Raw genomic sequence first — 23,512 nt, 5'->3', positions numbered from 1 at the left:
GACAAAAACCCTTTCAATTCTATCGTTTTTCTGAAACTTTAGGGCAGAGGGATTGCCTTTATCCAAATGATATAATAGCCCAACCCGATCGCTAAGGAAAGCGCGGGTTGGGAAAAGAAATCGACCTAATATTATCTCAAGACTAAAATGACAAATTGAATTAGCATCGAGCTATTTTGCTAATACAAGGTGTCAAGATAAAACTAAGGAGCTAAACGTTGCCTTTGCCAACTGCCATCTTCTTGACGATAATAACAGAGACGATCATGGAGACGACTGGGGCGACCTTGCCAGAACTCGATTAAACTAGGAATTAGGCGAAATCCGCCCCAATGAGGAGGACGGGGAACTTCACGACCCGCATATTCTTCTTTTAGTTCTGTCAGGCGTTTTTCGAGGATATCTCGCCCAGAAATCACTTCACTTTGATTGGAGGCCCAGGCCCCTAAACGGGATTCCCAGGGACGGACAAAAAAGTAGTTATCCGATTCCTCCTCGCTGATTTTTTCTACAGTTCCCTCAATCCTAATTTGCCGTTGCAATTCTCCCCACCAAAACACTAGGGCCGCATTGGGATTAGCGATTAATTCCTGTCCTTTGGCGCTTTGGTAGTTGGTAAAGAGAACAAAACCGCGAGGATCGAAGTCTTTTAACAGTACCATGCGGGCCCGGGGTTTACCCTCTGGGGAAATAGTGGCTAAAGTCATAGCGTTGGGTTCCAATCTTCCCGAAGATACCGCCCGTTCTAGCCATTGTTTAAATACAATGAAAGGATCGGCAGATGTTTCTGACTCTAGCAATTCTTCAAGATTGTAGTCCAAGCGCAGGTCAGCGATCGATATGTCCATGGTTTTGCTTGCTAAATTTTATCCTTTGAGATCCTACAAGATTCTACAATCATGACTATCACCTCGGCCAGTGATGCGATCGCCTCTCTTTTAGAAATGGCGGAACAGGGAGAAATTGACCCCTGGGATGTGCAGGTTATTGATGTGATCGATCGCTTTTTGGCGGAATTGGGGTTATTAAATGATCTAGATTTAGCCATGGCCCAGGCTAATTTACCCCAATCGGGACAGGCTTTTTTATGGGCTTCTATGTTAGTTTTATTTAAGGCTGATACCCTAGAAAGATTGTCTTTAGACCAGCAAGAAGAAAGTCTGATTGATGAGGAAATTAGCGAGTTAGAACGGGAATTAAGAACTTTACCCCGTTATCTAGAAAATCATATTCGCCGTCGTACTGCCGCCCCACCACCGCGAAAAAGACGGGTAACTTTGCAGGAGTTAATCACTCAATTACAACAGATTGCCCTAGAGATTGAAGCTTTACCGAAACTGCCTGTAGTTGTCCCGAAACCCCGGCCCCAATCCCGACGGGAAGCGGTACAAATTATCACGGAATTGGCCCACCAAGAAAACCTGACGGAATTGGCAGCGGAACTGGACTTTTTTTTGCAGAGAAAGTTTTTTCAATTAGAGAAAAATGAGATAGAGTTTGAGTATTTATTAGATTTATGGCAAGCGGAAAAGCCTTCTAGTCACTCGGCAACACAGGAAAAGGTGGCGATTTTTTGGGCTTTACTTTTACTGGCTTCTCAATCAAAAGTGGAGTTAAAACAAGAGGATTTTTATCAGGATTTAACTATTGCTTTAATTAGGGTTTGCTGAAGGTATGGGGTTTTACCGATTATTTTCATCTGGTCAATTAACTAATTTTCAGAACGTAGAAAGTAGCGACTGTATCGCCAGTTCGTTCATCAGGTTCGGCTTCACCGTCCCGTTAACCTACTCCCAAGCTTCCGCAAACGCCTTCAGTGTCGCCTCGATAGCGGCCACCGGTTCGGGTTTTACCTGGAGTTGGCAAGATCCGGTCAGGACTGGTTTCATCCCCTCAATAATAATCAAAACATGAGGATTTTGAGGAAGATGCAGGAATTTATTGGCGATTTTCGGGGCATCGAATCCCTCAAAGCCGAACGGTAGGGACTCACGCGGTTTCGTTGAGAAAATTGTCGGAAAAGAGATATTAACTCAGAAAGCGATTATACTCAATGATCGAAGACTATTGACCGGCGATCGATGAACCAAGACAACGAGATTAGTCATTTACTAGACCTCATGCCTGCTTCGGGACGGATGATGACGCGCATTGTCAGCAAACCCGAAAGCAGCAAGGTAATCGAAACTAATTTTCCCCTACCCTGGCAAAGAGGGGTCAGACCGATTCCAATTAATTTTGACCTCTGGCGGCAATTATCAAGATCCCAACGGGATTTAGTCTTGTTAAGGGCTGTCTGTGTTTTAACGGCAGTAAAATGGTTTAAACCCGATCTCGATCGAGTAATTGCTCTGGCTGGTATGATCGGTTTAACCGTGGAAACCCTACAAACCGATGCCGTCGGGATGGCAGTGGCGGGGGGTTTAACTGCCTTGGCAATTAACCGGATTTGGCGGGAAAAACGCAGCCCCCAACGGGAATTAGACGCGGATGAGGCAGCCCTAAAAGTGGCCGTTAGACGCGGTTACACGGAAACCGAGGCCGCTAAAAGTTTATTATCGGCTATTGAGACTATAGCTGAAATTGAGGGGCGATCGAGTCTCAATTTTAATGAGTTATTGCGCTGTCAAAATCTGAAAAAATTAGCTAATCTCTCCTTTGTGGGTGTTCCCGATCAGGTGAGACAATCTTAAGGTTAGTTGTTTTGGCTACTGGCTTTCTTTTTACCGATTACCGATCACTGACTACTTAAATCCCTAACCCTAAAATAACTACTATAAAAATATTTTTCTCCTTGCTCAATGGCTGCAATTGACTCTTTAGAAAAAGTCTTAAAATATCACTTTGGCTACGATCAATTTCGACCGAATCAACGCCAAATAATTGAGGCTGCTTTAAATGATCAGGATTTATTAGTAATTATGCCCACCGGAGGCGGTAAATCTCTCTGTTTTCAGCTACCTGCTTTAATTAAAAAAGGGGTGACGGTGGTGGTTTCTCCCCTAATTGCTTTAATGCAGGATCAGGTAACTGCTTTAGCTGATAATGGCATCGGGGCAACATTTCTCAATAGCACTTTGAACGCGAAACAAGTTAGAGACAGAGAATCTTTAATCTTGCAAGGAAAAATTAAACTGTTATATGTCGCCCCAGAAAGATTATTATCGCCTAGTTTTTTAGAGTTTTTAGCTGTTATTGATAATTACCTCGGTTTAGCCTGTTTAGCGGTGGATGAAGCTCACTGTGTCTCCGATTGGGGTCATGATTTTCGCCCTGAATATCGACAAATTAAACAAGTCCGTCAACGCTTTCCCTCCGTGCCAATTCTGGCTTTAACTGCCACCGCTACCCAACAGGTGAGGGAAGATATTATTCAACAATTAGGATTGCGAGATGCTTCCATTCATATTGCTAGTTTTAATCGTCCTAATCTTTATTATGAAGTTCAACCTAAAACCAGTAAATCTTATCAGCAATTGTATCAATATATTAAAGGAAAAAAAGGGTCTGGCATTGTTTATTGTATCAGCCGCAAAACCGTCGATCAAGTTGCCGAACAGTTACAAAAAGATGGTATTAATGCCCTACCCTATCACGCCGGTATGAACGATCAGGAAAGAAGCGAAAATCAAACCCGTTTTATTCGGGATGATGTGCAGATTATGGTGGCGACAATTGCCTTCGGTATGGGGATTAATAAACCGGATGTGCGCTTTGTCGTTCATTATGATTTACCCCGCAATTTAGAGGGATATTATCAAGAATCGGGCCGTGCGGGTAGGGACGGCGAACCGGCTAAATGTACCCTCTTTTTTAGCTTTGCCGATGCCAGAAAAATTGAGTATTTTATTAACCAAAAAACTGAGCAAAATGAACAACAGAAAGCTCGTCAACAATTGCGACAGGTGTTAGATTATGCTGAAGGGACTGAATGTAGAAGATCAAGCGTACTAGGCTACTTTGGAGAAAGTTTTGCGGGTAACTGTGGTAACTGTGATAACTGTCGGAATGGGAACAATTCTGAGGATTGGACAATCGAAGCACAAAAATTTTTATCCTGTGTGGCGCGGACGGGACAAAAATTCGGTATGATGCACATAATCAACGTACTTAGGGGAGGAAAAGGTGAAAGAATCACCCAATATCAACATCATTTATTATCCACTTATGGCATCGGTAAGGATAAAACTCTCGGGGAGTGGAAACGTTTAAGTCGTTCCCTTGTCCAGCAAAATCTACTGGTAGAAACAGAAGACAATTTTAGAATCTTGAAACTTAATCAACATAGTTGGGAAGTGATGCGGAAACAGCGTTCCGTGTTTATTGCCGTCCCCCAAAAAGCTAACGGTCCAATCTTGGGAGACGACAATCCCAATACGATGGAAAGTGATTTATTATTCGATCGCTTGCGACAACTGCGGAAAAAAATTGCTGATAGTCAAGGGGTTCCTCCCTACGTTATTTTCCATGATTCTAGTCTGCGTTTGATGGCCCAATCAAAACCCCGGAGTTTAGAGCAGTTTCGTCAAATTTCTGGAGTAGTACAAAGCAAAGTTCAACAGTATGGGGATATATTTATAGCGGCAATTAATGATTTTTGTCAGGATAGTCTTCCCTCTACTCAATTCCTCACTCTCCAATACTATCAAGATGGTTTGAATGCGGAAGAAATCGCTCGCAAAAGAAGCTTAAAAGTCTCAACCATCTATGAACATTTAGCTAAATTGCTGGAAGCTGGTTACGAAATTGATATTAATCAGTTAGTTCCTAAGAATAAACAGGAATATATTCGTTTAGCGATTAAAAAAGTTGGCGATCAATCCCTGAAAACTCTCAAAGAAAATCTGGGAGATAATTATAGTTATGAGGAAATTAAATTAGTTGTTGCTTGGCAAAGACGACTTTAAAAACTATAGGAGAGCGGGGAAGTAGGGGAGTTTTTTCAGTAAACAGTGAACTGATAACTGATAACTGATAACTGATAACTGAATTAAGCAAACCCTATTTAGGGGACAAGCGTTCTTGTATTTTATTAATTGCCCAGCTTAAAATCGCCCCCGCAATTAAAATACTAATAGCAGGATTGAATAAGGGCAGCCAAAGACGCTGAAAAAGTTTAAATCCTAGAGGAATTCCCGTGGATTCACCGATAACAGCCACGGCAAACCAGAGAAAACCCGCTATCACTAAAAACACATCAAATATTAAGATTCTATTCAACCACTTGACAAATTGCTCTTTCATTGCAGCAAAAACTTAGGTTATTTATACAGTTTATTCACGAAAAAGTATAGCACTTTCACCTTAATCCCAAGCTCTCCAGAGCCAAGCTAGTCCGGCAGTAATAATTAAAACTTTAGTTAACCAATCTCCCCAGCGCACATATAAAGTCCTCGTATCCCGTCGATAAATTGTTTCGCTATGAATTTGATATTTATCCAAATCCGATAGCCAAAGGTGATTACCGTGGGGATCGACAAAAGCAGAATAACCTGTATTGGTGGCCCGGGCCATCCATCGATCGGTTTCGATCGCTCGCATGGTATCCTGAGCATGGTGTTGAGCGGGCATGGCGTGGCTATAATGGGCGTTATTAGAAGCAGTAATAATAAATTCGCCTCCCCTAGCAGCTTGACGGCGAAAATGTTCGGAAAAAGCTGATTCGTAACAAATGCCCACAATTATTTTACCGAAAGGACTGTTAATAATTTGATCGGGATCTCCCGGGATTAAGTGCGCTTGCAAGGGAGAAAGGCGATCAACAATTCCGCCCAAAATTTCCTGAAAAGGAACGTATTCGCCTAAAGGCACGAGAATTACTTTATCATACCGACTAATCACCTGTCCCTCGCCATCAATGGTCAAGAGACTATTGTTATAACCCTTGTCCACCTTGCCGAATGCACCCAACCAGATCGGCGTTTTTTTGGCTAAAATTGCCGAATAAATCGAGCTATTATTGACTAAGTTCTCCCAATAATAGGGTAAGGCCGTTTCAGGAGTTAAGACGGCATCTACTCCTTGATCGGCGAGAATTTGATAACCAGAGGTGTAACCTTCGATCGCCTTTTGAAATCCTAGGGGCGAAAGTTTAATTGTGTTGGGAATATTGCCCTGAATTACGCCAATTTTTATCCCTAAATCCCTTGACTTTTCGATCGGTTTATGGTATGTGTTCCATCCCCAGAGATGGAGGCTAAAACAAATGAGGAGGGGTAAAGAGAGAAAAGCGAGATTTTGCCGCGATTGACGGATTAGGAGCAAGCTTTCGGCTATTAAACCGTTAACTGCGACAATTGCCGCCGTTACCGTCGTAAAACCCGATAATTTGCCCAATTGCAGAATCAATAAATTATGGGGACTTTGACTATAAGCAAGGGTAGTCCACCAGAGAGGGGATTGACTCCAGAGAGATTCTAACCCACACCAGAGGGCAGTGCCGATGAAAACCCGTAGGAGAGCATCGCGAAAAGATGACTGATTAACACTTTTGTTGACATAAAACATGACTAACGTCCAAGTTAGCACGATCGCCGTTCCCCAAAAAGTGATAAACAACCAACAAAACAGAGCAATTAACAAACTCGCTAACCAGGGGACACCCATCCACGTCATCGGGTGAATTCCCGTGATCCAGAATAAAGCGAGGCCATGGTAGGCAAAACCCCAACCAAAACCGTATAAAAGCTGTTTTTTTAGGGATTTTTCCCCTAATCTCACAATAATCCACAGGGGGACGAGAGAAATCCAAGCGAGTAACCACCAAGAAACTGGCGCTACTGTTAACCCCATCCCCACACCGGCCAAAATTGCCCAGAGAAAACGCACCATCTTTCACTCCAGTCAGGTTAAACTCCTCTGACCTACTAGATCTCAGAGTAGCTAGAGGGAAGACAAAAAACAAGAGACAGACAGAAGTTTTGGCTACATCTACAATAGATCAGTTAGCGAGTAAAAAAGCCCCTCGATCAGATGCTATGGCACGCTATAGACTCAGATAAACAGGGAGATGGGGAATGTCACCCTTACCCTAAAAGCCTAAACTCGGACTGAATAAATGATTGAATACATGGATAATTTTAACCCCAAATTAACGGCTCTGGCTCTTGTCTTGAATGTTGAGGAAAATCTTGAAGATATTTTTCGGAAAATAGCTAGTATGAGCGCTCATCAATTGCGAGCGCGGCGCTGTTTAATCCTGTTAAGCTCTCCACAGGAATTAAAAGGGGAAATTACCGATTATCTAGAAGTTTTTGCCCATTATGATGAGCTATCACCTTTAGCTGATCAAGAAATAATTAAACTTGATCAAGCTATTGCCGACAATGTAGCGGCCACAGGGAAACCTTTACTAATTAAGGATATAACTCGATCATCATTTGCCAGTGCAGCCCCTTATCCCAAAAGAGCAAATAATAATAGTTTTATAGCCGCACCGATTATCCTCAATCAGCAGATAATTGGAGTAATTAATCTCAGTTTTCCCCTAGACAAAAAACATTTTGAACCATTAGATTTAGAAATCTTGCAGTTATTCGCTCAACAGGCTGCCCAATCCCTGCAAATTTTTCATTTGCAAGGGATATTAAAATCTCGTTTTGTGGCCATGGCAGTGACTAGAGAAATAGCAGAAATTCAGTCCGAACATTCGATCGCTGTCCATCCTTATCCCCCGAAATTAGCCAAAATTGTTGCTAAGGCTTTTTTTAAAGAATTAACTCAGGCCGGTTTTGGAACCCATGAAGTTATTGAGATTGCCAATGAGGTTTTGAATTTACTACAAAAGACTCTTAATAAACATAAAAATCGTCTGGAAGGAAAAGATTGAGCGCTAGTCAAGGGTTAAAATCGACTCACTTGCCACTCCCGTGCAGTCCTAAGTAATAATTGAGATGGTTAACAGCTTAATTTACTGATTACCGCTGCCGTCCTGCCGTCCTAATTCATAGACACCAGAGGCAACACAGGCGAGAATACCGACACTAATCGGCCAACTTTTTCCTAAACTAATCTCAATTAACCAATCGGAGAAACCGCCGAGAATGAGAAAGGGAATAATACTAAAGATAGAGGCATAAAAAGCATTTTGGGATTCCCTGGCGACGCGAGTTTTTTCAAACTCCTCTAGGGAAGTATAGAGGAAACGCTCGGCAAAATTAAACCAGCGATAGAAAATTTCTATAAACCAATTTCGTACCCCAGCTAACCCCAAATATAATGCTAAAGACCAGAGACAGCTACCAGCAATAAAGGCCGGAGAAATATTGATAGTGAAGGGCAGAAAGTCGATTACCATAAATGAGAGCCACAGAAGTGGTAAATTTGAGCGAACGGCTTGATCGATTTTAACAAGTCTTGACCTTTGCACCAAAGAGATGAAAATTCTTCAGCTTGTTCCTTCGATTTCCCTTGTTTACGGTGGCCCTAGTCAAATGGTACTTGGTTTGTCAGCAGCCCTGGCCCAACTGGGCCAAGATGTGACTATTATTACCACCGATTCCAATGGTGACACGGGACAAGCACCCCTAGATGTGCCTTTGGGGGTCCCTGTTAGTCAAAATGGCTATCAAATCTATTATTTTCCCTGTTCTCCCTTTCGGCGCTATAAATTTTCCCTTGATCTGTTTACTTGGTTGGCTAATAGGGCAAAAGATTACGATATCGCTCACATTCATGCTTTATTCTCTCCAGTGAGCAGTATATCGGCTTTGATCGCTCGTTATCATCAACTGCCCTATATTCTCCGTCCCCTAGGCACCCTCGATCCGGCAGATTTGCAAAAAAAACGGCAACTTAAACAAATATATGCCAATTTTCTGGAAAAACCCAATTTAGCGGCGGCGGCGGCAATTCATTTTACCAGTCAGCAGGAGTGTCAAACTGCCAAAAGATTTAATATAAAAACTAAGGATATTGTCATCCCCCTAGGGGTAGATTTTTTTAACCCACAAGCTTTACCAGTAAAGGGTTTTGATCTTCCCGAAAATCAACCGATCATCCTCTATATGTCCCGTCTTGATCCGAAAAAAGGTCTAGATTTATTGCTGCCCAGTTTAGAAAGGTTGTTAGAAAATGGTCTAGATTTTCATTTTGTCTTAGCAGGAAGCAATCCCCAGGACCGAGACTACGAAAATCGCATTAAAAATCAGATCGAGCGGTCAATATTGGGCAAAAATACGACAATTACCGGATTTGTCACCGGAGAAGTCAAAAATAGCCTCCTCGCTAGGGCCGATTTATTTGTTTTACCTTCCTACTATGAAAATTTTGGCATTGCGGTTGCCGAAGCTATGGCCGCCGGAATTCCTGTGGTGATCTCAGACCGGGTGGATCTGCATCCTGCGGTGGCAGCAGCGGCTGCGGGATGGGTGACAGCTTGTCAGCTTGAGGATTTAACTAATACTTTGGCAACGGCTATCACTAATCCTGAAATTCGCCAACAAAGGGGGAAAAATGCCAGGGATTTAGTCTTAAATCAATATAGTTGGTCAGCGATCGCTGAACAGATGCTAACTGTCTATCAAAATCTAGTCTGAGCTATTGATCGTCCCCTGCTCGATCGAAGTCACAGACGGATTAAGATTTAAGCCATCAGGATAATCAGCACTAAAAATGCCAGTAGGGTTAAACCTGATTGCAGAAAGACGGGAAGCGCAAAAGAATTCATAACAGTAGCTCACTTTCTAGGGACGGCTCTATTTCCAATATACGCTTTCATCTCCGCTAATTCCTCATATTTCCGTAGCCAATGTCATCATCTCATCATTTATTCATCCCATAGGGAAAATTTGAGGCAAATTGTACCGCATTCAAACTGGGTAGGGAACATTTTAATACAAATGTACAAAACTTAGTCACTCCCCACCCCGTTAAGTAGCTAAGTAGTTAGGTGTTAAAAACTATCAGACACCCCCCTTATCAAGGGGGGATTAAGGGGGGATCGGCACCCCCCTTATCAAGGGGGGATTAAGGGGGGATCGAACCCAAAATCTATCTTCAATTTAATTATAACCAGCTACTTAACTTAAGTTTCAGCGTCGTGATTATAATTAGGGAATGATAGAAATTCTTAGACAATAGGATCACATCAGTGTTGATAAATCATCTTTTCTTCGGCGCTTTTCTACCCCTTGATACTCTCCTGTCCACCCAGGGGATTATGGTTATGCTTCTGGCCGCTTATGCCTTAGCCATGTGGATGTTTCTAACTAGCGCCCCAAAAGTTCATACAATCATGGTGACAGATTTGGAGACAGCCCGACAGTTTTATGAAGGACTTTTAAATTTACCCACGGCCGATGTTCCCCTCCATTACTATTACAATTATGAGCAGACGATGGGCAATAATATGATTGACCCATTTTATATGTCTAGTAATCCGGTTGTGACTACTGCCAACCCTTCTTTGGGAGATCAACCCCAGGGTTTATGGTATCAGTTGAAGAAAAATACCCAACTGCACATCGTTGCTGGGGCAACTGCGGGTTATAAGGATCGTCATCGTCACGTTTGCTTTGATCATGATTGTTTAGAACAAATTCTGATGCGGGTGGAATCACGACGCTTAAAGTATAAAGTTCGTCGCAATAAACCTTTAAATTTTTTGGTCAAAGATAATGCTGATCGCGTGATTGAAATGGCCGAAGTCTCGAATTAGTTAACGGTAATTAGATTGGGGGCAACTATAACGGTAAATAACTAAACTTATGAATGCTCAACTGCTCACAATCGTTTTAATTTCTTTAGGGGTAGGTATTGGTTTGGCTATTCTACTCCTAATTTTAGTCAAGTTAAGACGCTGCAACCAACAGGTAAATAGTATTGTCGATCATCACTCTCTCATCGGTTTAATTGGAGTTGTTCAAATCCCCTTCGATAAAAATAGCAAGGGGAAAGTACGAGTTAATGTCGGAGATAGTCTGATCGATATAGTAGCGATAACGGAAGGGGAAGAACAATTTAATGTCGGGGATCAAGCATTTATCCTCAATTTCCAGGATAATAAAGTTTTAGTCATTGCGGAAAAGTATATCAGGGGCGATTTCTAATTTCTTCTAAACCAAAGGGTAACTAACTATGAATAGTCAAAATAATTCCTATCTCATCCAAATTAATCCCAACCAATACGACAACAATAATAACAACAGTGCTGGCAATTTATTATTGAATAGTGTTCCCGTCGCTTTATTGATATTTCTGGGAGTCGGTGCGATTTGGTTTATCAATTCTTTTTTGTGTATTTGTAAACCCAATGAAGTGGTAATTCTGAGTGGGATGAAACGCAAATCAAAAGATAGACAGGATGTGGGGTATCGAGTGGTATCGGGGGGGCGGGCGATTCGTATTCCAATTTTAGAAACCGTTAAACGCATGGATGTCACCACAACCCCGATCAGAATTGAGATTAAAAATGCCTATTCTAAGGGCAATATTCCCCTGAATATAGTGGCCATTGCTAACGTGAAAGTTAGTTCTAAACCTGAAATAGTCGGCAATGCGATCGAACGTTTTTTAGATCGAGATCGAGAAGAAATTATTCGCGTAGCTAAGGAAACTTTAGAAGGAAACTTGCGGGGTGTAGTCGCAACAATGACCCCCGAACAAGTGAACGAAGATCGCCTAAAATTTGCCGAAAGTATTACCAGTAACGTCAGTCAAGATCTGTTTAAACTCGGTTTAGAAATTGATACTCTCAAAATTCAAAATGTTGCCGATGACGTGGATTATCTTAACTCCCTCGGACGGGAAAGAATTGCTTTAGTCATGCGTGATGCTGAAATTGCTGAATCAAATGCCCTCAATGAAGCTGAACAAATAGTTGCGGAATGTGAGGAACAGGCAACCGTGGCTAAAACCCGCGATCAAATTATCATTTTAGAGCAAGAAAACGAGTTGAGAAAGTTAAAAGCAAAACTGGAACAACAGGCAAAATCGGAAGAAGAAATAACTATTGCTGCCGCTAAGGAAAAACGTGCTATAGTTGAGGAAAAATTACAACAGGTCAGGGCAGAATTGGAAAGATTACGTCTCCAAGCAGATCAAGTTTTACCCGCAGAAGCGCAGCAGGAAGCTGAAACTTTCCGCGCTAGAGGAGAAGCGGCAATTTTTGAAGAAAATGCCAAAGCTGAAGCCTTAGTTAACGAATTATTTGCAGAAGTCTGGCAAAACACCGGCAGCGAAGCAGAGGCAATTTTCTTGATTCAACAGTTAGAAACTATCCTGGAAGAAGCGATTAAAATTCCTAAACGATTACACCTCGAGCGAGTTAATATCGTTGATAATGGTGATGGTAAATCCCTGGCTGCCCTGATCAAAGTCTATCCCGAAATCGTCAATCAATTCCTCGCCAGTGTCCATCAAACCCTCGGTATTGATGTGGTGGGAACTCTCACCAATAAAATTGAAAAATAGCAGTCAGAAAACCTACTAGACAGGCCTTCTAAAATAGATTGTTACCGAGATCGAGTAGGGTTAAAACCGCCCTCGATCTCACCGATAAGAATCCCCGTCTTTTGCAAGCGGGGAAATGTCAACTCATCAATACTTGGGACTCTATCAATCGATTTTCCCAGTCGAAGCAGCATTGATTATAAACTTGCTAAAACCTCTTTAGCGGCGGCCAAAGTCCGTTCGATATCGGCCTCTGTGTGAGCTAAGGAAGTAAAACCAGCTTCAAACTGGGAAGGAGCTAGATAAACGCCTCTTTCTAACATTCCCCGGTGAAAACGACCGAATTTAGCCACATCGGCCTTTTTGGCATCTTCATAGTTATGCACGGGGGAGCCGGTGAAAAACATTCCGAACATAGCGCTAATATAACCTCCAGAAACGCTATGACCAGCATCTCTAGCCACTTTCAGCAGCCCTTCAGTTAAGGATTTGGTCACTTTATCGAGATATTGGTAGGTGCCGGGGCGCTGGAGTAACTCGAGGGTTTTAATTCCTGCTGTCATGGCCAAAGGGTTGCCGGATAAGGTTCCCGCTTGGTACATCGGGCCAGCCGGAGCCACCATCGCCATAATATCGGCCCGACCGCCGTAGGCCCCCACTGGCAGCCCACCGCCGATAACTTTGCCCAGGGTGGTTAAATCGGGGGTAATGCCGAATTTTTCCTGAGCGCCACCGTAGGCGATGCGAAATCCGGTCATTACCTCATCAAACATTAATAAGGCTCCGTATTCCTTGGTTAATTCCCGCAATCCCTCTAAAAAGCCAGCATCCGGCACGATAAAGCCGGCATTACCCACCACTGGCTCTAAAATTACCCCGGCGATAGAGTCGGGATTTTCGACAAAGAGGGCTTTTACCGCTTCCAGGTCATTGTAGGGGGCGGTTAAAGTGTTGTTAGTGGTGGTTTTGGGAACCCCCGGCGAGTCGGGTAAACCCAGGGTGGCTACACCAGAGCCAGCTTTAACCAGGAACATATCGGCGTGACCGTGGTAACAGCCCTCGAATTTGATGATTTTATCCCGGCCGGTAAAAGCCCGCATTAAGCGCAGGACGGACATACAGGCTTCGGTGCCGGAATTGACAAAACGCACCATTTCAATGCTGGGAACGGCATCAATCACCATTTCAGCGAGAATATTTTCCTGGACACAGGGAGCGCCGAAACTGGTCCCTTTGTCTAGGGCCTGGTGTAGGGCGGCAATCACTTCGGGATGGGCATGACCACAGATAGCCGGCCCCCAAGTTCCCACATAGTCGATGTATTCGTTACCGTCCACGTCGCGAATATAGGCCCCTTTGACGCTTTCAAAAACGATGGGTTGACCACCGACGGATTTAAAGGCCCGCACGGGGGAACTTACACCCCCCGGCATTAATTTTTGAGCGGCTGTAAAGATTTCTTTCGATTTTGTTGTTTGATACGAAGATGTGCTAACCAATCCTGTCTCCTTGTCTATTTGAGTCTATCGATTCCGGGGAATGCCCGGAGTTTTGTTTTGTTAATTTCCTGCTGCTTGTTCCATTTTAAAGATCACCAGCCTACATTTTACGCAATTTTTTCCCTAAGAAAGGCGCTGGTCGGCTCAAGTCTCGGCTCTTCTGGGTTCTGTGTGATAAGTTTAACTTACTATATGATCGATCAATCTTTGTGTCCTCTGTGTCTGGAGTGGTTCCTTCCACTTTGACAATTTTTCCACAATCTTTTCAGAATTGCCAGAAAAACCTAGCAATGGGCGAAGTTATTGCTATTGATAGATTTTAGACCGGAAAGAGCGATCAAAAAAAGCTCCGGTTTTCCACAGATTTTCCACAGGGGAATTCTTGCTATTATTTCTTAGCGTACAAAAAAACTATTCCTGCTTTGACATCCTCGCCGCCGTAAAACGGACGGCGATTCCCAAACCTCACGATTTAGGTTTCTGCTTCTTTCCCTTGCGGGGTTCCGCACCTGCCTTAACAGATTTACTCTGTTCTGGTCTTATGGTCGCTCTACAGACTGACACCGCAAGCCCTGCGGCCAAAATATTTTTACTAGCGTTAATATCTCGGTCATGGTGCGTCCCACAGTCTGGACAGTCCCATTCTCGAATATTTAACGGCATTTTCTCAGCAATATGCCCGCAATTACTACACCTTTTAGAGCTAGGAAACCATCTATCTATTTCGATGTAATTTCTGCCGTACCAACGGCATTTATAGGCTAATTGTCGAGTGATTTCTCCCCAACTAACGTCAGATATTGCCTGAGATAACTTGGGGTTTTTGACCATATTCTTGACGGCTAAATTCTCAACCACAATCGTTTGGTTTTCACGAACTAATTGAGTGGTTAGCTTATGTAAATGGTCTTTTCTGCTATCAGTAATTTGGGCGTGAATTCTGGCTACTTTGATTCTTGCTTTTTCCCGATTTTTTGACCCTTTCTGTTTTCTAGAAAGATTTTTTTGTGCTTTTCGCAGTCTCCGATAATGCTTTTTAAAATGCTTGGGATTAGACACTTTATCGCCATCGCTGGTAATCACGAGGCTACTAATTCCTAAGTCAATTCCGATGGCTTTATCTGTTACTGGTAATGGCTTAATTGTTGGGTCATCAAATCTAATTGAGATATGCCAATGTCCAGAAGGATGTAATCTGACTGTTACTGTGCTTGGTTCACAGCTTTCTGGTATTTGTCTTGACCATCGAATAGGTAAAGGTTCTGTGCATTTGGCTAAATAGATTTGTCTGTCTTTAAATTTAAAAGCAGACTTGGTAAATTCGGCACTTCCTCCCTGATGTTTTTTCTTAAAGTTAGGATACTTAGTACGACCAGCAAAGAAATTAGTAAAAGCTGTTTGTAAATGTCTTAACCCTTGTTGTAAAGGTACACAGCTAACTTCGTTTAAAAACTCTAATTCTTCTTGCTTTTTCCAATCGGTTAGCATTGAAGAAGTTTGAGCGTAGCCTACTCTTTCTTGTCTTTCATACCATGCTTGTGTTCGTTCGTGGAGAGCTTTGTTGTAAACTAATCTTACACAGCCCAATGTGCGCCGCAATAGCGACTCTTGTGTTGGTGTGGGGTAAAATCGAAACGAGTAGGCTTTTTCCATACCTCACATTTTAGCATATATTTCGTAAATGTGCTAATATTTAACAGTAAAGCCGTCGTAGAACGACGGGGTTTCAGACCCAAAATTTTCGATGAAATTTACCAGTAGTCAAAGCGAACTCAACAGCAATTTATCCCTAGTTAGTCGGGCCGTTGCCAGTCGTCCTACCCATCCGGTGTTGGGAAATGTTCTCTTTTGTGCCGATGAGGAAAAGGGCGAAATTAGCCTGACTGCTTTTGATTTGAGTTTAGGGATTCGCACCAGTTTTCGGGCCGAGGTGGTGGAAGGGGGCAAAATTACCCTGCCGGCAAAATTACTTAACGATATTGTCTCTCGTTTGGGAGAGGGGGAAATCACCATCTCTGTGGAAGAAAACGAGAATGATGAGGAGCATAGTCTCGCTTTCCTGAAAACTGCCTCGGCACAGTTCCAAATTCGCGGCATGAAAGCCGATGAGTTCCCAGAATTGCCCACGGTGGCCGATGGAGAAATTGTTAATTTACCTATAGTTGCCTTGACAGAGGGACTAAAAGGCGCTTTGTTTGCCGCTAGTGGCGATGAAACTAAACAGGTGTTGACGGGGGTACATTTAACTAAAACCGTCGATTGTCTAGAATTTGCCGCTACAGACGGTCATCGTTTAGCGGTGGTACAAACTCCCCTAGAGGAGGTGGAAAGTGCCTCTGGTGGCTTTAATGTCACCATTCCGGCCCGGGCCCTGCGAGAATTGGAAAGAATGATGTCAACAAAACAAAATATCGAGACTATTACTCTGCATGTGGATGATTCTCAAGTCATCTTTGAAATGGGGGAACAGAGGTTAACCAGTCGTAAGTTAGAAGGGGCCTATCCCACTTATAATCAGTTAATTCCTAAATCCTTCGAGCGTTCTTTGGTTTTAGACCGCAAACAATTAATCCGTTGTTTGGAATTAGTGGCGGTTTTATCGGACCAAAAGAATAACTTAGTCAAGTTTAGCCTCGATAGCGAAAATGACCGTTTATCCCTAGCGGTGGAATCTCCCGATTTAGGTAGTGCCAAAGAGTCCATGGCGGCGGAAATTCAGGGAGAAAGTGGCGATATTGCCTTTAATGTTAAATATTTGATGGACGGTTTGAAGGCTTTACCCAATAATGATATCCAAATGCAGTTAAATGCTAGTACCCAACCGGTTATTTTTACCCCCTTGGGAGGTTTAAAGATGACCTATTTGGTGATGCCGGTACAAATTCGTCAGTAGTTCTGACTTAATCGAGACCGTGGGATCTGTTTTTAACCTATCCCATTTTTGAGCCTGTTAACTCAATCCTATTTTCTCGCCAAAGGATTGGGTTTATTCTCTCTATTTTGGCGATATACTGTTGATCATTGAACAACTTCACGGATTGAATTGATATGTTATTATCTACTCCTGAAACAATTCAGCATATTCTTTGGCAAGGGCCACTAGAATTGGACAACGAACAAATTGCGGAAGAAAATTTTAGATTTATGTCACCTCTTGCGGAAGAAAATTTTAGATTTATCTCACCTCCCTCACGGCCCAGCTATGCACCAACTGTTAGCATCGGACAACCAGAAGTTTGGCCATTAGCTGAACTTTATTCTGGTGCAATTCCCTCTTGGTTAGAGGTAAAACAGAATGAGGCACAGTTTTTTTTAGTCCGTTTTGCCTGTTCTCTTCGTAATAGTGGAGAAGATAAATTTCAAATTACTCAAGCTAAATTTTCTGTTGATTTACTGCCCGATAATCAACAAAACCGGGCTATTGCTTTTGATCTATATCCGTTAGAAATCAATCAGGAAATCAAGCGTAACTGTAAAGTTAGTCTGTCCCCCAATATCAAGTTTAAGGAAGCTCAGGCAAGTTTAGGAGGCACAGATTTTGCCCTAGAATACACCGAATTACAACCAACAATTATAGCCACAGGAGTTGGGGAATATAAGGCTGATTGGGAATATCGAAAAGCACAGGGAAAAGGAGTTCAAGGAAGTAAATTTATGCACATGATTGTCAAAGTCCCTAATAATATGCAATTGGTGAGGACTAAGTTAAATTTAACTGCCCGCTTGGAACAAAATGGTAATCCCCTGGTTAAATGGCTTTTTAAAACTGACATTAAAAAAGTGCCAAGCGATTGCTTAATAGTCAATTTAGTTAGCTAATATTTACTCAATTCCCACATCAATAAATGCTTGAGAAATAGCATCTAATTGAACCTCTATGTGAGGAGAGGGTGCTAGTAATAGTTGGGCTTCTTCTTCAAATACTCTACGACTATCGAGGAAGTTGTTGAGCGCAGAAATAGATTTCAGAACTTGACGGAATAGCTTAAGAGCAAATTCGCCATTAAAAAGAGGCTGTCCATCGATGACAGTGTTATGAATTGTCATCAATCGATAAAAAGCATGACTATGAATCAAGGAAAGTTCGTGTTCGTGATAATTATTATTGCCCGTAGTCCAGTTATCTATTTGTATTTGTTCATAGAAAGACTCTGCACCGTTAGATGTTAAAGAAAGTAATTTATCTAATTGTCTCTGGGATACGGTTCCTTCTTGAAAGTTTTCTCCCACATCCCACAGCCAATTATGAGGATTATTCCGATAACAACCATCATCCCTATGATAGTTACGCACTAAAACCGCAAATATATCACAAAAAGATTCTTCAAGTGCTTTTTTTTCTGTAAACTCATTATCTCCTTCCTCAATTTGCTGAATTAAACCATGACAAAATTCATGCGCTACTACTGTGATATCGGTTCCATAGGAAAGGTTTCTACCATTAATTTCTCTTTGTCCAAATAAAGCCCGTCTAGTTTTACGTCCCCATGCAGCAGGCTCATAGGAACCATTTATTCTGCCAACATTAATGATAGCTTCATATCTATCTAGTTTTAGTGGTTTTTTGAAGTTACGCTTGATAAACTTGGCAACGGTTTCAACATTATCGCGAGCTTGTTGGCAAAAATCTTGACAAATACCATCGACTAATGAGTGGTAAGTGAGAATGATATCAGAGGAATAATCTTTATATCTTAAATTATAAGTTCGTGAAAGCCCGCAGCGATGAACAAAGAAAAGATAACTCGATAGAAAACAATAGTTACCATTAGATGGTGCGCTATGGCATTCTGTGCAGACCATAAGTTTTTGCCCCCGATAAATTCATAAGTTTCAGTCAGTGGTTAAGTAATTAATCTTGTTAGAAAGTCGCCCAATGTGTCAAGATGGTAAAATTTCCAGAATTTAGGCAAAGCAAAGCCACAAAAAATGGATAAAATACCCATGTAAGTAGCTGATTATAATTAAATTGAAGATGGATTTTGGGTTCGATTCCCCCTTAATCTACCCTTAATAAGGGTGGTGTCGATCCCCCCTTAATCCCCCCTTGATAAGGGTGGTGTCTGAAAGTTTTTAACACCTACCTACTTATTTCCTGTTAAAAAGTGAGTTATATTTGAATAATGCAAAAAAAGTTTACCAAAACCAGCCCAATAGTTAGGGATATTTTGGTAAATATCTCCAAACGATAGACAGTTTGGCAGTAGGTTATGGACAGAACCCTTTTAGCAGAAGGTTCTCAAATTTGAGAGTTCGAGGATTATCTCACCTGTGTGGGCATCTATCATATAATCAGTTAATTCCAGTGATGTTCCAACAGATTTTCCGCCACTGGTTGGAGCCATAACTTTAATGTTCGTAACATAAACAAGTCTCCATTCACCTAGCTTGTGACTGGAGCCATTAGAAAAGTGTTTGAAATAATAGTAAAGCTGGGGATTAATATCACAATGCTCTAGGGCTTCTGGGGAAATAGGCTCACCCTTCTTAAGACAATATTTGTAGATCGAATCTTTTAAATCTTCTTCAGGAACTTTCGGATTTTTGTCAGGAAATCCTTTTTTTACAGCTTCATCTTGAGCAACTTCAGACGAGTTTGCAAACAAAAATTTATTGTCTTCGTCTAAATCAACAATGATCGAGGAGCCGTATAAAGGGATACCTTGGTATCGGAGGCGATATTTGAATTTGGATGCTTGAGTAAATTTCGATTGATACTTATCTACAAGTTCAAATTCAACCAGCAAACCCGTGGACAATCGGACTTGCTGAGTGTTCCTCGGCTCGGGTTTGGGCTGAAGGCTTTTGGGCTGAGAGCCAGTGAAGCTGCGAAGCTCCTCTCCTGCGCCACCGGGCGAGTCTGAGCCGGACAACTTAATGGCTATATCTTCTAATTCAGTTGTTTTTTTCTTTTCTAACTGTTTTGGCATTTTACAATCACTGCAAAGGTGTTACAAAGTGTTACAAAAACGGTATAAAACATATCACGTCGTCCAACTATGTTCTCAAAAAACCGAACAATGGTCAAGATGTACATACTCTTCATGTATTAGCGTAGAAAATGCACATATAAAAAGCCGCCCTTACCAGTTCAGTGATGGATACCCTATCGGTCTCTTCCGTCATCAGCAACCTCTTTCCTACAATCATCTACAGGGTTGCACTACAAAGGCTAACAAACCAATTACCGATAATTTTAACAAGGTTTACAAAAATTAATGCAGATTTTTTATGCACATCCCCCAGATTAGCCTGTATTATATGAACATAACTATTGATCAAAACGGGCATCTATGGCTAAATCATCAGAGTAACATCTAAACCTATGAGCGATCTGGACACAGAAAATCAAAGACAAAGCGATGAAGACCGACAAAGAGATGCTGCGGTGTATTTGCATCTCCTCAACAATTTGACCGATTTGGACATTAGTGAGGATAGTCCCAAACCGAATGAGTACAAAATAGCCAAACAATGGGGACAAAATCGCATTTTTGTCCGGCGAGTGCTGCGTTCGGTGATGGGAGAGCGTTACCAAGAAAAGGAACGCGAGGAGCGGGTACCCAGTTTAAGCTTGGGGAAATTAGTTACTATTCTTAGCTCACTGGAGGCTTATTGGCAAGGAGAGTCAGCCAAAAATAAGGATAGCTTAGCCCAAAAAATGATCAATAAGTTTACCCAACAAGAAAAAGAACGAGTTCTCAAAAAATATGCACAGTTATCTCTGGATGAAAGGGATAAATTGAAATTACTTGTTCATCCCGAAGCTGGTTTACTTGAGCAGTTAAAAGAGATCATTACCGATGAAATACAGCAGGATTCCCTAGACGTTGTTAGCTTTTATAAACAGGCCATTAATCTATACAGTTCCCAAAAACAACAACACAGTTACCTAAAATCTCTTGACCCAAATGATAATCAAAATCTAGATGAATCTTTAAAGCTAGTTAATCAGATTATAGAGTATATTCAACCCCGATTAAAAAAATATTATCAGCATTTATCAACAGACTCGGAGCAGGAAATTATCAAGGATTTGGTTGATAAGATTTTAAGAGAAGTGAGCCGGACAGAATTTCAAGCTGGACTCAGACAAATTAAAACTGTTGTCGGGCAATGTCCAGATTTTGTTCAGAATAATTTAACTAGCGATTCCATATCCAATCTCTTTTTGGAAAGCCTGAGCAATTCAATTATCAAAAATAATTTATTAGGAGATAAATTTCCCGTTTATATCGACTATTTAGAAATTGAGAAAGTCAAACCCCTGCCCCTAAAATTATACCGAGGCAAAACAGGTTTAATCAATACCGATTTTCTCGATGATCCTGAAGACGAAAATGAGTATTATGCTCAAGGATTAGAAAAACAGATAGCTTATAGGGTGCGAGTGTATTTTTATGTCTATCCCCCAGAGAACTGGAAACCAAAACCAACCTTAGAAGAAAAAGAAATCAGCCAATTTTTCAAGCAAGAAGAATCAAACAGTCGATTAGAATTTTGTGAAGAAGTGGTAGGTGTGGGCAGTCCTATCGCTCATATTACCACCGCAATTAATCGATTTTTGTTTGAGGGGATAGATATTTTGAAAAAGCAAGGCTATCTACCTGTCACCCAAAAAATAGTCAGTGAAGATAAAGTGATTGGCAATACAAGAAATAGTGCTGTTTGGTCTTATTCTCTGGTTAAGTTATGCAAACAGGAAGATGTGGAAAAATCTCTAGAAGGTGAAATTAATTATAATCAAATTGTCGCCGATCAAGAATTAGCAACAGGAGAATTTTATGGATTCGATCTTCTAGAATCTGCCGCTAAGTCTGCCCTTCACGCTCGACTGAGAGCCATTGAAAAAACGGCAATTGATTCTCAGCAATATCTACAACAACTTTGTCAGAGAATTGAGGAAAAATATATACTAGAAAAAGCAGAAAAATGGATAAAATTCTACCCTTTCTCTCTCAGGGCTATGCAAGATTATTTAGAAAAAAAGCTGTTTAAGGATAAATATCGCAATTGGGATGAGAGAAATTTCAAGGAAGTTAATAATAATCAAGCTTGGAGTATGGTGGCCTATGAAGCACATTTGGCAATTATTCAAGTATATCTTCAAGAGGGTCTCTATCGTATTGCCCAAAAATATCTTGAGGTTATTAAACCCCATATCGAAAAGGGACGACTAGACGATAAACTATTAGTTAGTCTCTACCATATCTGTCTATTTGATTATCATTTTTATACAGACCTTGAAGATGAGGAACGTGACCATCAAGAAAGGGGTTCTGCAATTCGTAAAGCTGAAGAATATTTGAACACTGCTGAAGAATATTTGCAGAAATATTTGAAAGAATACGCAATCATTGGTGAATACTCTCAAACTAATGCTCATCCTTTTTTCTATTATCTATCTCGTATCTATTCTCACCGCGCTAAAATTTATATCTTTTTCCCTTACATTGCTCAATTACCCAATCCCAAAACTCATTTATTAATTGAACCTCTTCGTCTCTTAGAAAAAGCTCGTATTTATGCGGCTAGAGACGGTGATGCTAATTACTATGCTTACTGGACAGTGTATCAAATTTGGTCTTATTTAATCACTGCTTATGTCGGAGACACCAAGCTATTAAAGGGAAAATTTAGCCGCCAAAATTGTCTAGAATGGGCCGAACGTTTAATTAAAAATGCTCTTGATTGTTATGGAGAGCGAGGCAGAAAATCTTATCAACAGATAAAAAATTATAGTGGTAAACAGACAGAGTTTGTTATATCAAATATAGTTTATGAAAAATACAATGATATTTATGTGCAAACCATTCCCCCAATTATTGAAATCGGAAAGGGCAGCAGCCACTTAGACGAGTTTTATCAAGAAATACTTAAATCTAGTCAATCTCAAGAAAAAATTATACAGCTACCCATGTCAGCATTAACTTACCTTGACTCAAATTCAGATAATAAAGTTTATTTATTTGGTATTCACGCTAGTCTTCTTTTATTTGGGTTGGGACTGGTGGAACTTTGTAAAGATAATCAGGAAGAAGGATTAGAAGAAAGTATTCGTATGGCGATGAAAAGGTTTACTTTAGGAGCGGCAATTGCATCTGAGGGAACAGTGGATGAAAAAAGAGGAGAAAAAACATATCTTCAGCGAATATTTACCGAGCAAAAGCCAAATAAAAATCAAAAAATGCCCGAAGATTTTCAAATTAGAGGCTTATATCCTCACCGGTTAACTCAGTTTACCGCTAAAGGGAAAATTTTTGCAGCAACCTGTCGAGTAATTCTCCTTTTGTATAACTACGAAAAATATAGTAGCTATTGGCCAGAGGTCGCCTATCTTTTGAATGATTTACACGATGCTCAAACTATTATAAGATCGAATAATCCTGATTATTCTTTGGGACAAAATCGCTATAGTGGTCATCTAGAACAACAATTTAAAGGGGTTAAAAGTTACTTGGAAAGTCAGAAAAATTCTGGCAAATCAGGTTCTTTAGAGGAAATTAGAAACAGAATTGTCACTGATATATTCAAAATACTTCGCGGCGACAAAGTGTAAGCTGCCCACCCACTTAAATTACTTGTTGAGATGAGGCACTCTTGCAACAGTAAAGGGATTGGGG

At 41.2% G+C, this 23,512-nt stretch carries 19 protein-coding genes; 11 read left to right on the top strand and 8 right to left on the bottom strand.

The window, feature by feature from the left end:
* Positions 1 to 203 precede the first annotated feature (203 nt).
* Positions 204 to 848 (bottom strand): pyridoxamine 5'-phosphate oxidase, encoded by a 645-nt coding sequence (gene pdxH, locus ACQY1X_RS09395; RefSeq protein WP_002802042.1) that lies wholly within the window; start codon positions 846 to 848, stop codon positions 204 to 206.
* Positions 849 to 899: 51 nt separating this feature from the next.
* Between pdxH and ACQY1X_RS09390 the strand changes: the two genes are divergently transcribed.
* The 3 genes from ACQY1X_RS09390 (at position 900) to recQ (ending at position 4,907) form a co-directional block, all read left to right on the top strand.
* Positions 900 to 1,670, top strand: coding sequence for a segregation/condensation protein A (locus ACQY1X_RS09390; RefSeq protein WP_002749984.1), 771 nt, complete (start codon positions 900 to 902; stop codon positions 1,668 to 1,670).
* A gap of 411 nt (positions 1,671 to 2,081) precedes the next feature.
* The gene (locus ACQY1X_RS09385; protein ID WP_002748267.1) at positions 2,082 to 2,693 is read left to right on the top strand and encodes a DUF3318 domain-containing protein; all 612 of its coding nucleotides are present in this window, start codon (positions 2,082 to 2,084) and stop codon (positions 2,691 to 2,693) included.
* Positions 2,694 to 2,801: 108 nt separating this feature from the next.
* Positions 2,802 to 4,907, top strand: a complete 2,106-nt coding sequence (gene recQ / locus ACQY1X_RS09380; protein ID WP_430015624.1) for a DNA helicase RecQ — start codon at positions 2,802 to 2,804, stop codon at positions 4,905 to 4,907.
* A 94-nt stretch (positions 4,908 to 5,001) separates the two neighbouring features.
* Here recQ and ACQY1X_RS09375 read toward each other — a convergent pair whose 3' ends face one another.
* Positions 5,002 to 5,244, bottom strand: coding sequence for a hypothetical protein (locus ACQY1X_RS09375; protein WP_002740130.1), 243 nt, complete (start codon positions 5,242 to 5,244; stop codon positions 5,002 to 5,004).
* 60 nt (positions 5,245 to 5,304) lie between these two features.
* The gene (gene lnt / locus ACQY1X_RS09370; protein WP_430015623.1) at positions 5,305 to 6,831 is read right to left on the bottom strand and encodes an apolipoprotein N-acyltransferase; all 1,527 of its coding nucleotides are present in this window, start codon (positions 6,829 to 6,831) and stop codon (positions 5,305 to 5,307) included.
* Between the two features lie 238 nt (positions 6,832 to 7,069).
* On the opposite strand from lnt, the gene ACQY1X_RS09365 reads away from it, so the two are divergent.
* The gene (locus ACQY1X_RS09365) at positions 7,070 to 7,828 is read left to right on the top strand and encodes a GAF domain-containing protein (RefSeq protein ID WP_190537136.1); all 759 of its coding nucleotides are present in this window, start codon (positions 7,070 to 7,072) and stop codon (positions 7,826 to 7,828) included.
* Between the two features lie 81 nt (positions 7,829 to 7,909).
* Here ACQY1X_RS09365 and ACQY1X_RS09360 read toward each other — a convergent pair whose 3' ends face one another.
* A complete protein-coding gene (locus ACQY1X_RS09360; protein ID WP_002739650.1) occupies positions 7,910 to 8,296 on the bottom strand; it encodes a hypothetical protein in 387 nt (128 codons plus the stop codon).
* A gap of 79 nt (positions 8,297 to 8,375) precedes the next feature.
* Between ACQY1X_RS09360 and hpsP the strand changes: the two genes are divergently transcribed.
* The 4 genes from hpsP to ACQY1X_RS09340 all read left to right on the top strand — a co-directional run bounded on the left by hpsP (position 8,376) and on the right by ACQY1X_RS09340 (position 12,411).
* Positions 8,376 to 9,536 (top strand): hormogonium polysaccharide biosynthesis glycosyltransferase HpsP, encoded by a 1,161-nt coding sequence (hpsP, locus tag ACQY1X_RS09355; protein ID WP_430015622.1) that lies wholly within the window; start codon positions 8,376 to 8,378, stop codon positions 9,534 to 9,536.
* A 554-nt stretch (positions 9,537 to 10,090) separates the two neighbouring features.
* The gene (locus tag ACQY1X_RS09350) at positions 10,091 to 10,657 is read left to right on the top strand and encodes a glyoxalase-like domain protein (protein ID WP_430014452.1); all 567 of its coding nucleotides are present in this window, start codon (positions 10,091 to 10,093) and stop codon (positions 10,655 to 10,657) included.
* A gap of 49 nt (positions 10,658 to 10,706) precedes the next feature.
* On the top strand, positions 10,707 to 11,048 hold the full coding sequence (locus ACQY1X_RS09345; RefSeq protein ID WP_016517332.1) for a hypothetical protein: 342 nt from the start codon (positions 10,707 to 10,709) through the stop codon (positions 11,046 to 11,048).
* A gap of 28 nt (positions 11,049 to 11,076) precedes the next feature.
* A complete protein-coding gene (locus ACQY1X_RS09340; protein ID WP_430014451.1) occupies positions 11,077 to 12,411 on the top strand; it encodes a flotillin family protein in 1,335 nt (444 codons plus the stop codon).
* Between the two features lie 176 nt (positions 12,412 to 12,587).
* Here ACQY1X_RS09340 and hemL read toward each other — a convergent pair whose 3' ends face one another.
* Both hemL and ACQY1X_RS09330 read right to left on the bottom strand, forming a co-directional pair.
* On the bottom strand, positions 12,588 to 13,889 hold the full coding sequence (hemL, locus tag ACQY1X_RS09335; protein ID WP_002748251.1) for a glutamate-1-semialdehyde 2,1-aminomutase: 1,302 nt from the start codon (positions 13,887 to 13,889) through the stop codon (positions 12,588 to 12,590).
* 465 nt (positions 13,890 to 14,354) lie between these two features.
* The gene (locus tag ACQY1X_RS09330; protein ID WP_430015621.1) at positions 14,355 to 15,542 is read right to left on the bottom strand and encodes an RNA-guided endonuclease InsQ/TnpB family protein; all 1,188 of its coding nucleotides are present in this window, start codon (positions 15,540 to 15,542) and stop codon (positions 14,355 to 14,357) included.
* 91 nt (positions 15,543 to 15,633) lie between these two features.
* On the opposite strand from ACQY1X_RS09330, the gene dnaN reads away from it, so the two are divergent.
* Together dnaN and ACQY1X_RS09320 are read left to right on the top strand one after the other, a co-directional pair.
* Positions 15,634 to 16,782 carry a DNA polymerase III subunit beta gene (gene dnaN / locus ACQY1X_RS09325; protein WP_008200247.1) on the top strand — a complete coding sequence of 383 codons (1,149 nt, stop codon included), beginning with the start codon at positions 15,634 to 15,636 and terminating at the stop codon, positions 16,780 to 16,782.
* Positions 16,783 to 16,937: 155 nt separating this feature from the next.
* The gene (locus ACQY1X_RS09320; protein ID WP_104397231.1) at positions 16,938 to 17,708 is read left to right on the top strand and encodes a hypothetical protein; all 771 of its coding nucleotides are present in this window, start codon (positions 16,938 to 16,940) and stop codon (positions 17,706 to 17,708) included.
* Between the two features lie 3 nt (positions 17,709 to 17,711).
* On the opposite strand, the gene ACQY1X_RS09315 is transcribed toward ACQY1X_RS09320, so the two are convergent.
* Together ACQY1X_RS09315 and ACQY1X_RS09310 are read right to left on the bottom strand one after the other, a co-directional pair.
* Positions 17,712 to 18,692, bottom strand: a complete 981-nt coding sequence (locus ACQY1X_RS09315; protein WP_104397230.1) for a M4 family metallopeptidase — start codon at positions 18,690 to 18,692, stop codon at positions 17,712 to 17,714.
* A gap of 422 nt (positions 18,693 to 19,114) precedes the next feature.
* Positions 19,115 to 19,819 (bottom strand): hypothetical protein, encoded by a 705-nt coding sequence (locus ACQY1X_RS09310; RefSeq protein ID WP_104397229.1) that lies wholly within the window; start codon positions 19,817 to 19,819, stop codon positions 19,115 to 19,117.
* A gap of 395 nt (positions 19,820 to 20,214) precedes the next feature.
* On the opposite strand from ACQY1X_RS09310, the gene ACQY1X_RS09305 reads away from it, so the two are divergent.
* A complete protein-coding gene (locus tag ACQY1X_RS09305; RefSeq protein ID WP_430015620.1) occupies positions 20,215 to 23,448 on the top strand; it encodes a HypX (modular protein) in 3,234 nt (1,077 codons plus the stop codon).
* Positions 23,449 to 23,512 lie beyond the last annotated feature (64 nt).

It is taken from the genome of Microcystis protocystis FBCC-A270 (genome assembly GCF_050500235.1).
Taxonomy (GTDB): domain Bacteria; phylum Cyanobacteriota; class Cyanobacteriia; order Cyanobacteriales; family Microcystaceae; genus Microcystis; species Microcystis ichthyoblabe_A.
Note: the sequence above shows the minus strand (reverse complement) of the source record. Positions and strands in the feature narration are given on the sequence as shown.

Coding starts and splice junctions, on each gene's coding strand:
- pdxH (WP_002802042.1), bottom strand. CDS start 848: ATGGACATATCGATCGCTGACCTGCGCTTGGACTACAATCTTGAAGAA.
- ACQY1X_RS09315 (WP_104397230.1), bottom strand. CDS start 18,692: ATGGTCTGCACAGAATGCCATAGCGCACCATCTAATGGTAACTATTGT.
- ACQY1X_RS09385 (WP_002748267.1), top strand. CDS start 2,082: ATGAACCAAGACAACGAGATTAGTCATTTACTAGACCTCATGCCTGCT.
- dnaN (WP_008200247.1), top strand. CDS start 15,634: ATGAAATTTACCAGTAGTCAAAGCGAACTCAACAGCAATTTATCCCTA.
- lnt (WP_430015623.1), bottom strand. CDS start 6,831: ATGGTGCGTTTTCTCTGGGCAATTTTGGCCGGTGTGGGGATGGGGTTA.
- recQ (WP_430015624.1), top strand. CDS start 2,802: ATGGCTGCAATTGACTCTTTAGAAAAAGTCTTAAAATATCACTTTGGC.
- ACQY1X_RS09345 (WP_016517332.1), top strand. CDS start 10,707: ATGAATGCTCAACTGCTCACAATCGTTTTAATTTCTTTAGGGGTAGGT.
- ACQY1X_RS09365 (WP_190537136.1), top strand. CDS start 7,070: ATGGATAATTTTAACCCCAAATTAACGGCTCTGGCTCTTGTCTTGAAT.
- ACQY1X_RS09305 (WP_430015620.1), top strand. CDS start 20,215: ATGAGCGATCTGGACACAGAAAATCAAAGACAAAGCGATGAAGACCGA.
- ACQY1X_RS09310 (WP_104397229.1), bottom strand. CDS start 19,819: ATGCCAAAACAGTTAGAAAAGAAAAAAACAACTGAATTAGAAGATATA.
- ACQY1X_RS09330 (WP_430015621.1), bottom strand. CDS start 15,542: ATGGAAAAAGCCTACTCGTTTCGATTTTACCCCACACCAACACAAGAG.
- ACQY1X_RS09390 (WP_002749984.1), top strand. CDS start 900: ATGACTATCACCTCGGCCAGTGATGCGATCGCCTCTCTTTTAGAAATG.
- ACQY1X_RS09375 (WP_002740130.1), bottom strand. CDS start 5,244: ATGAAAGAGCAATTTGTCAAGTGGTTGAATAGAATCTTAATATTTGAT.
- hpsP (WP_430015622.1), top strand. CDS start 8,376: ATGAAAATTCTTCAGCTTGTTCCTTCGATTTCCCTTGTTTACGGTGGC.
- ACQY1X_RS09320 (WP_104397231.1), top strand. CDS start 16,938: ATGTTATTATCTACTCCTGAAACAATTCAGCATATTCTTTGGCAAGGG.
- ACQY1X_RS09360 (WP_002739650.1), bottom strand. CDS start 8,296: ATGGTAATCGACTTTCTGCCCTTCACTATCAATATTTCTCCGGCCTTT.
- ACQY1X_RS09340 (WP_430014451.1), top strand. CDS start 11,077: ATGAATAGTCAAAATAATTCCTATCTCATCCAAATTAATCCCAACCAA.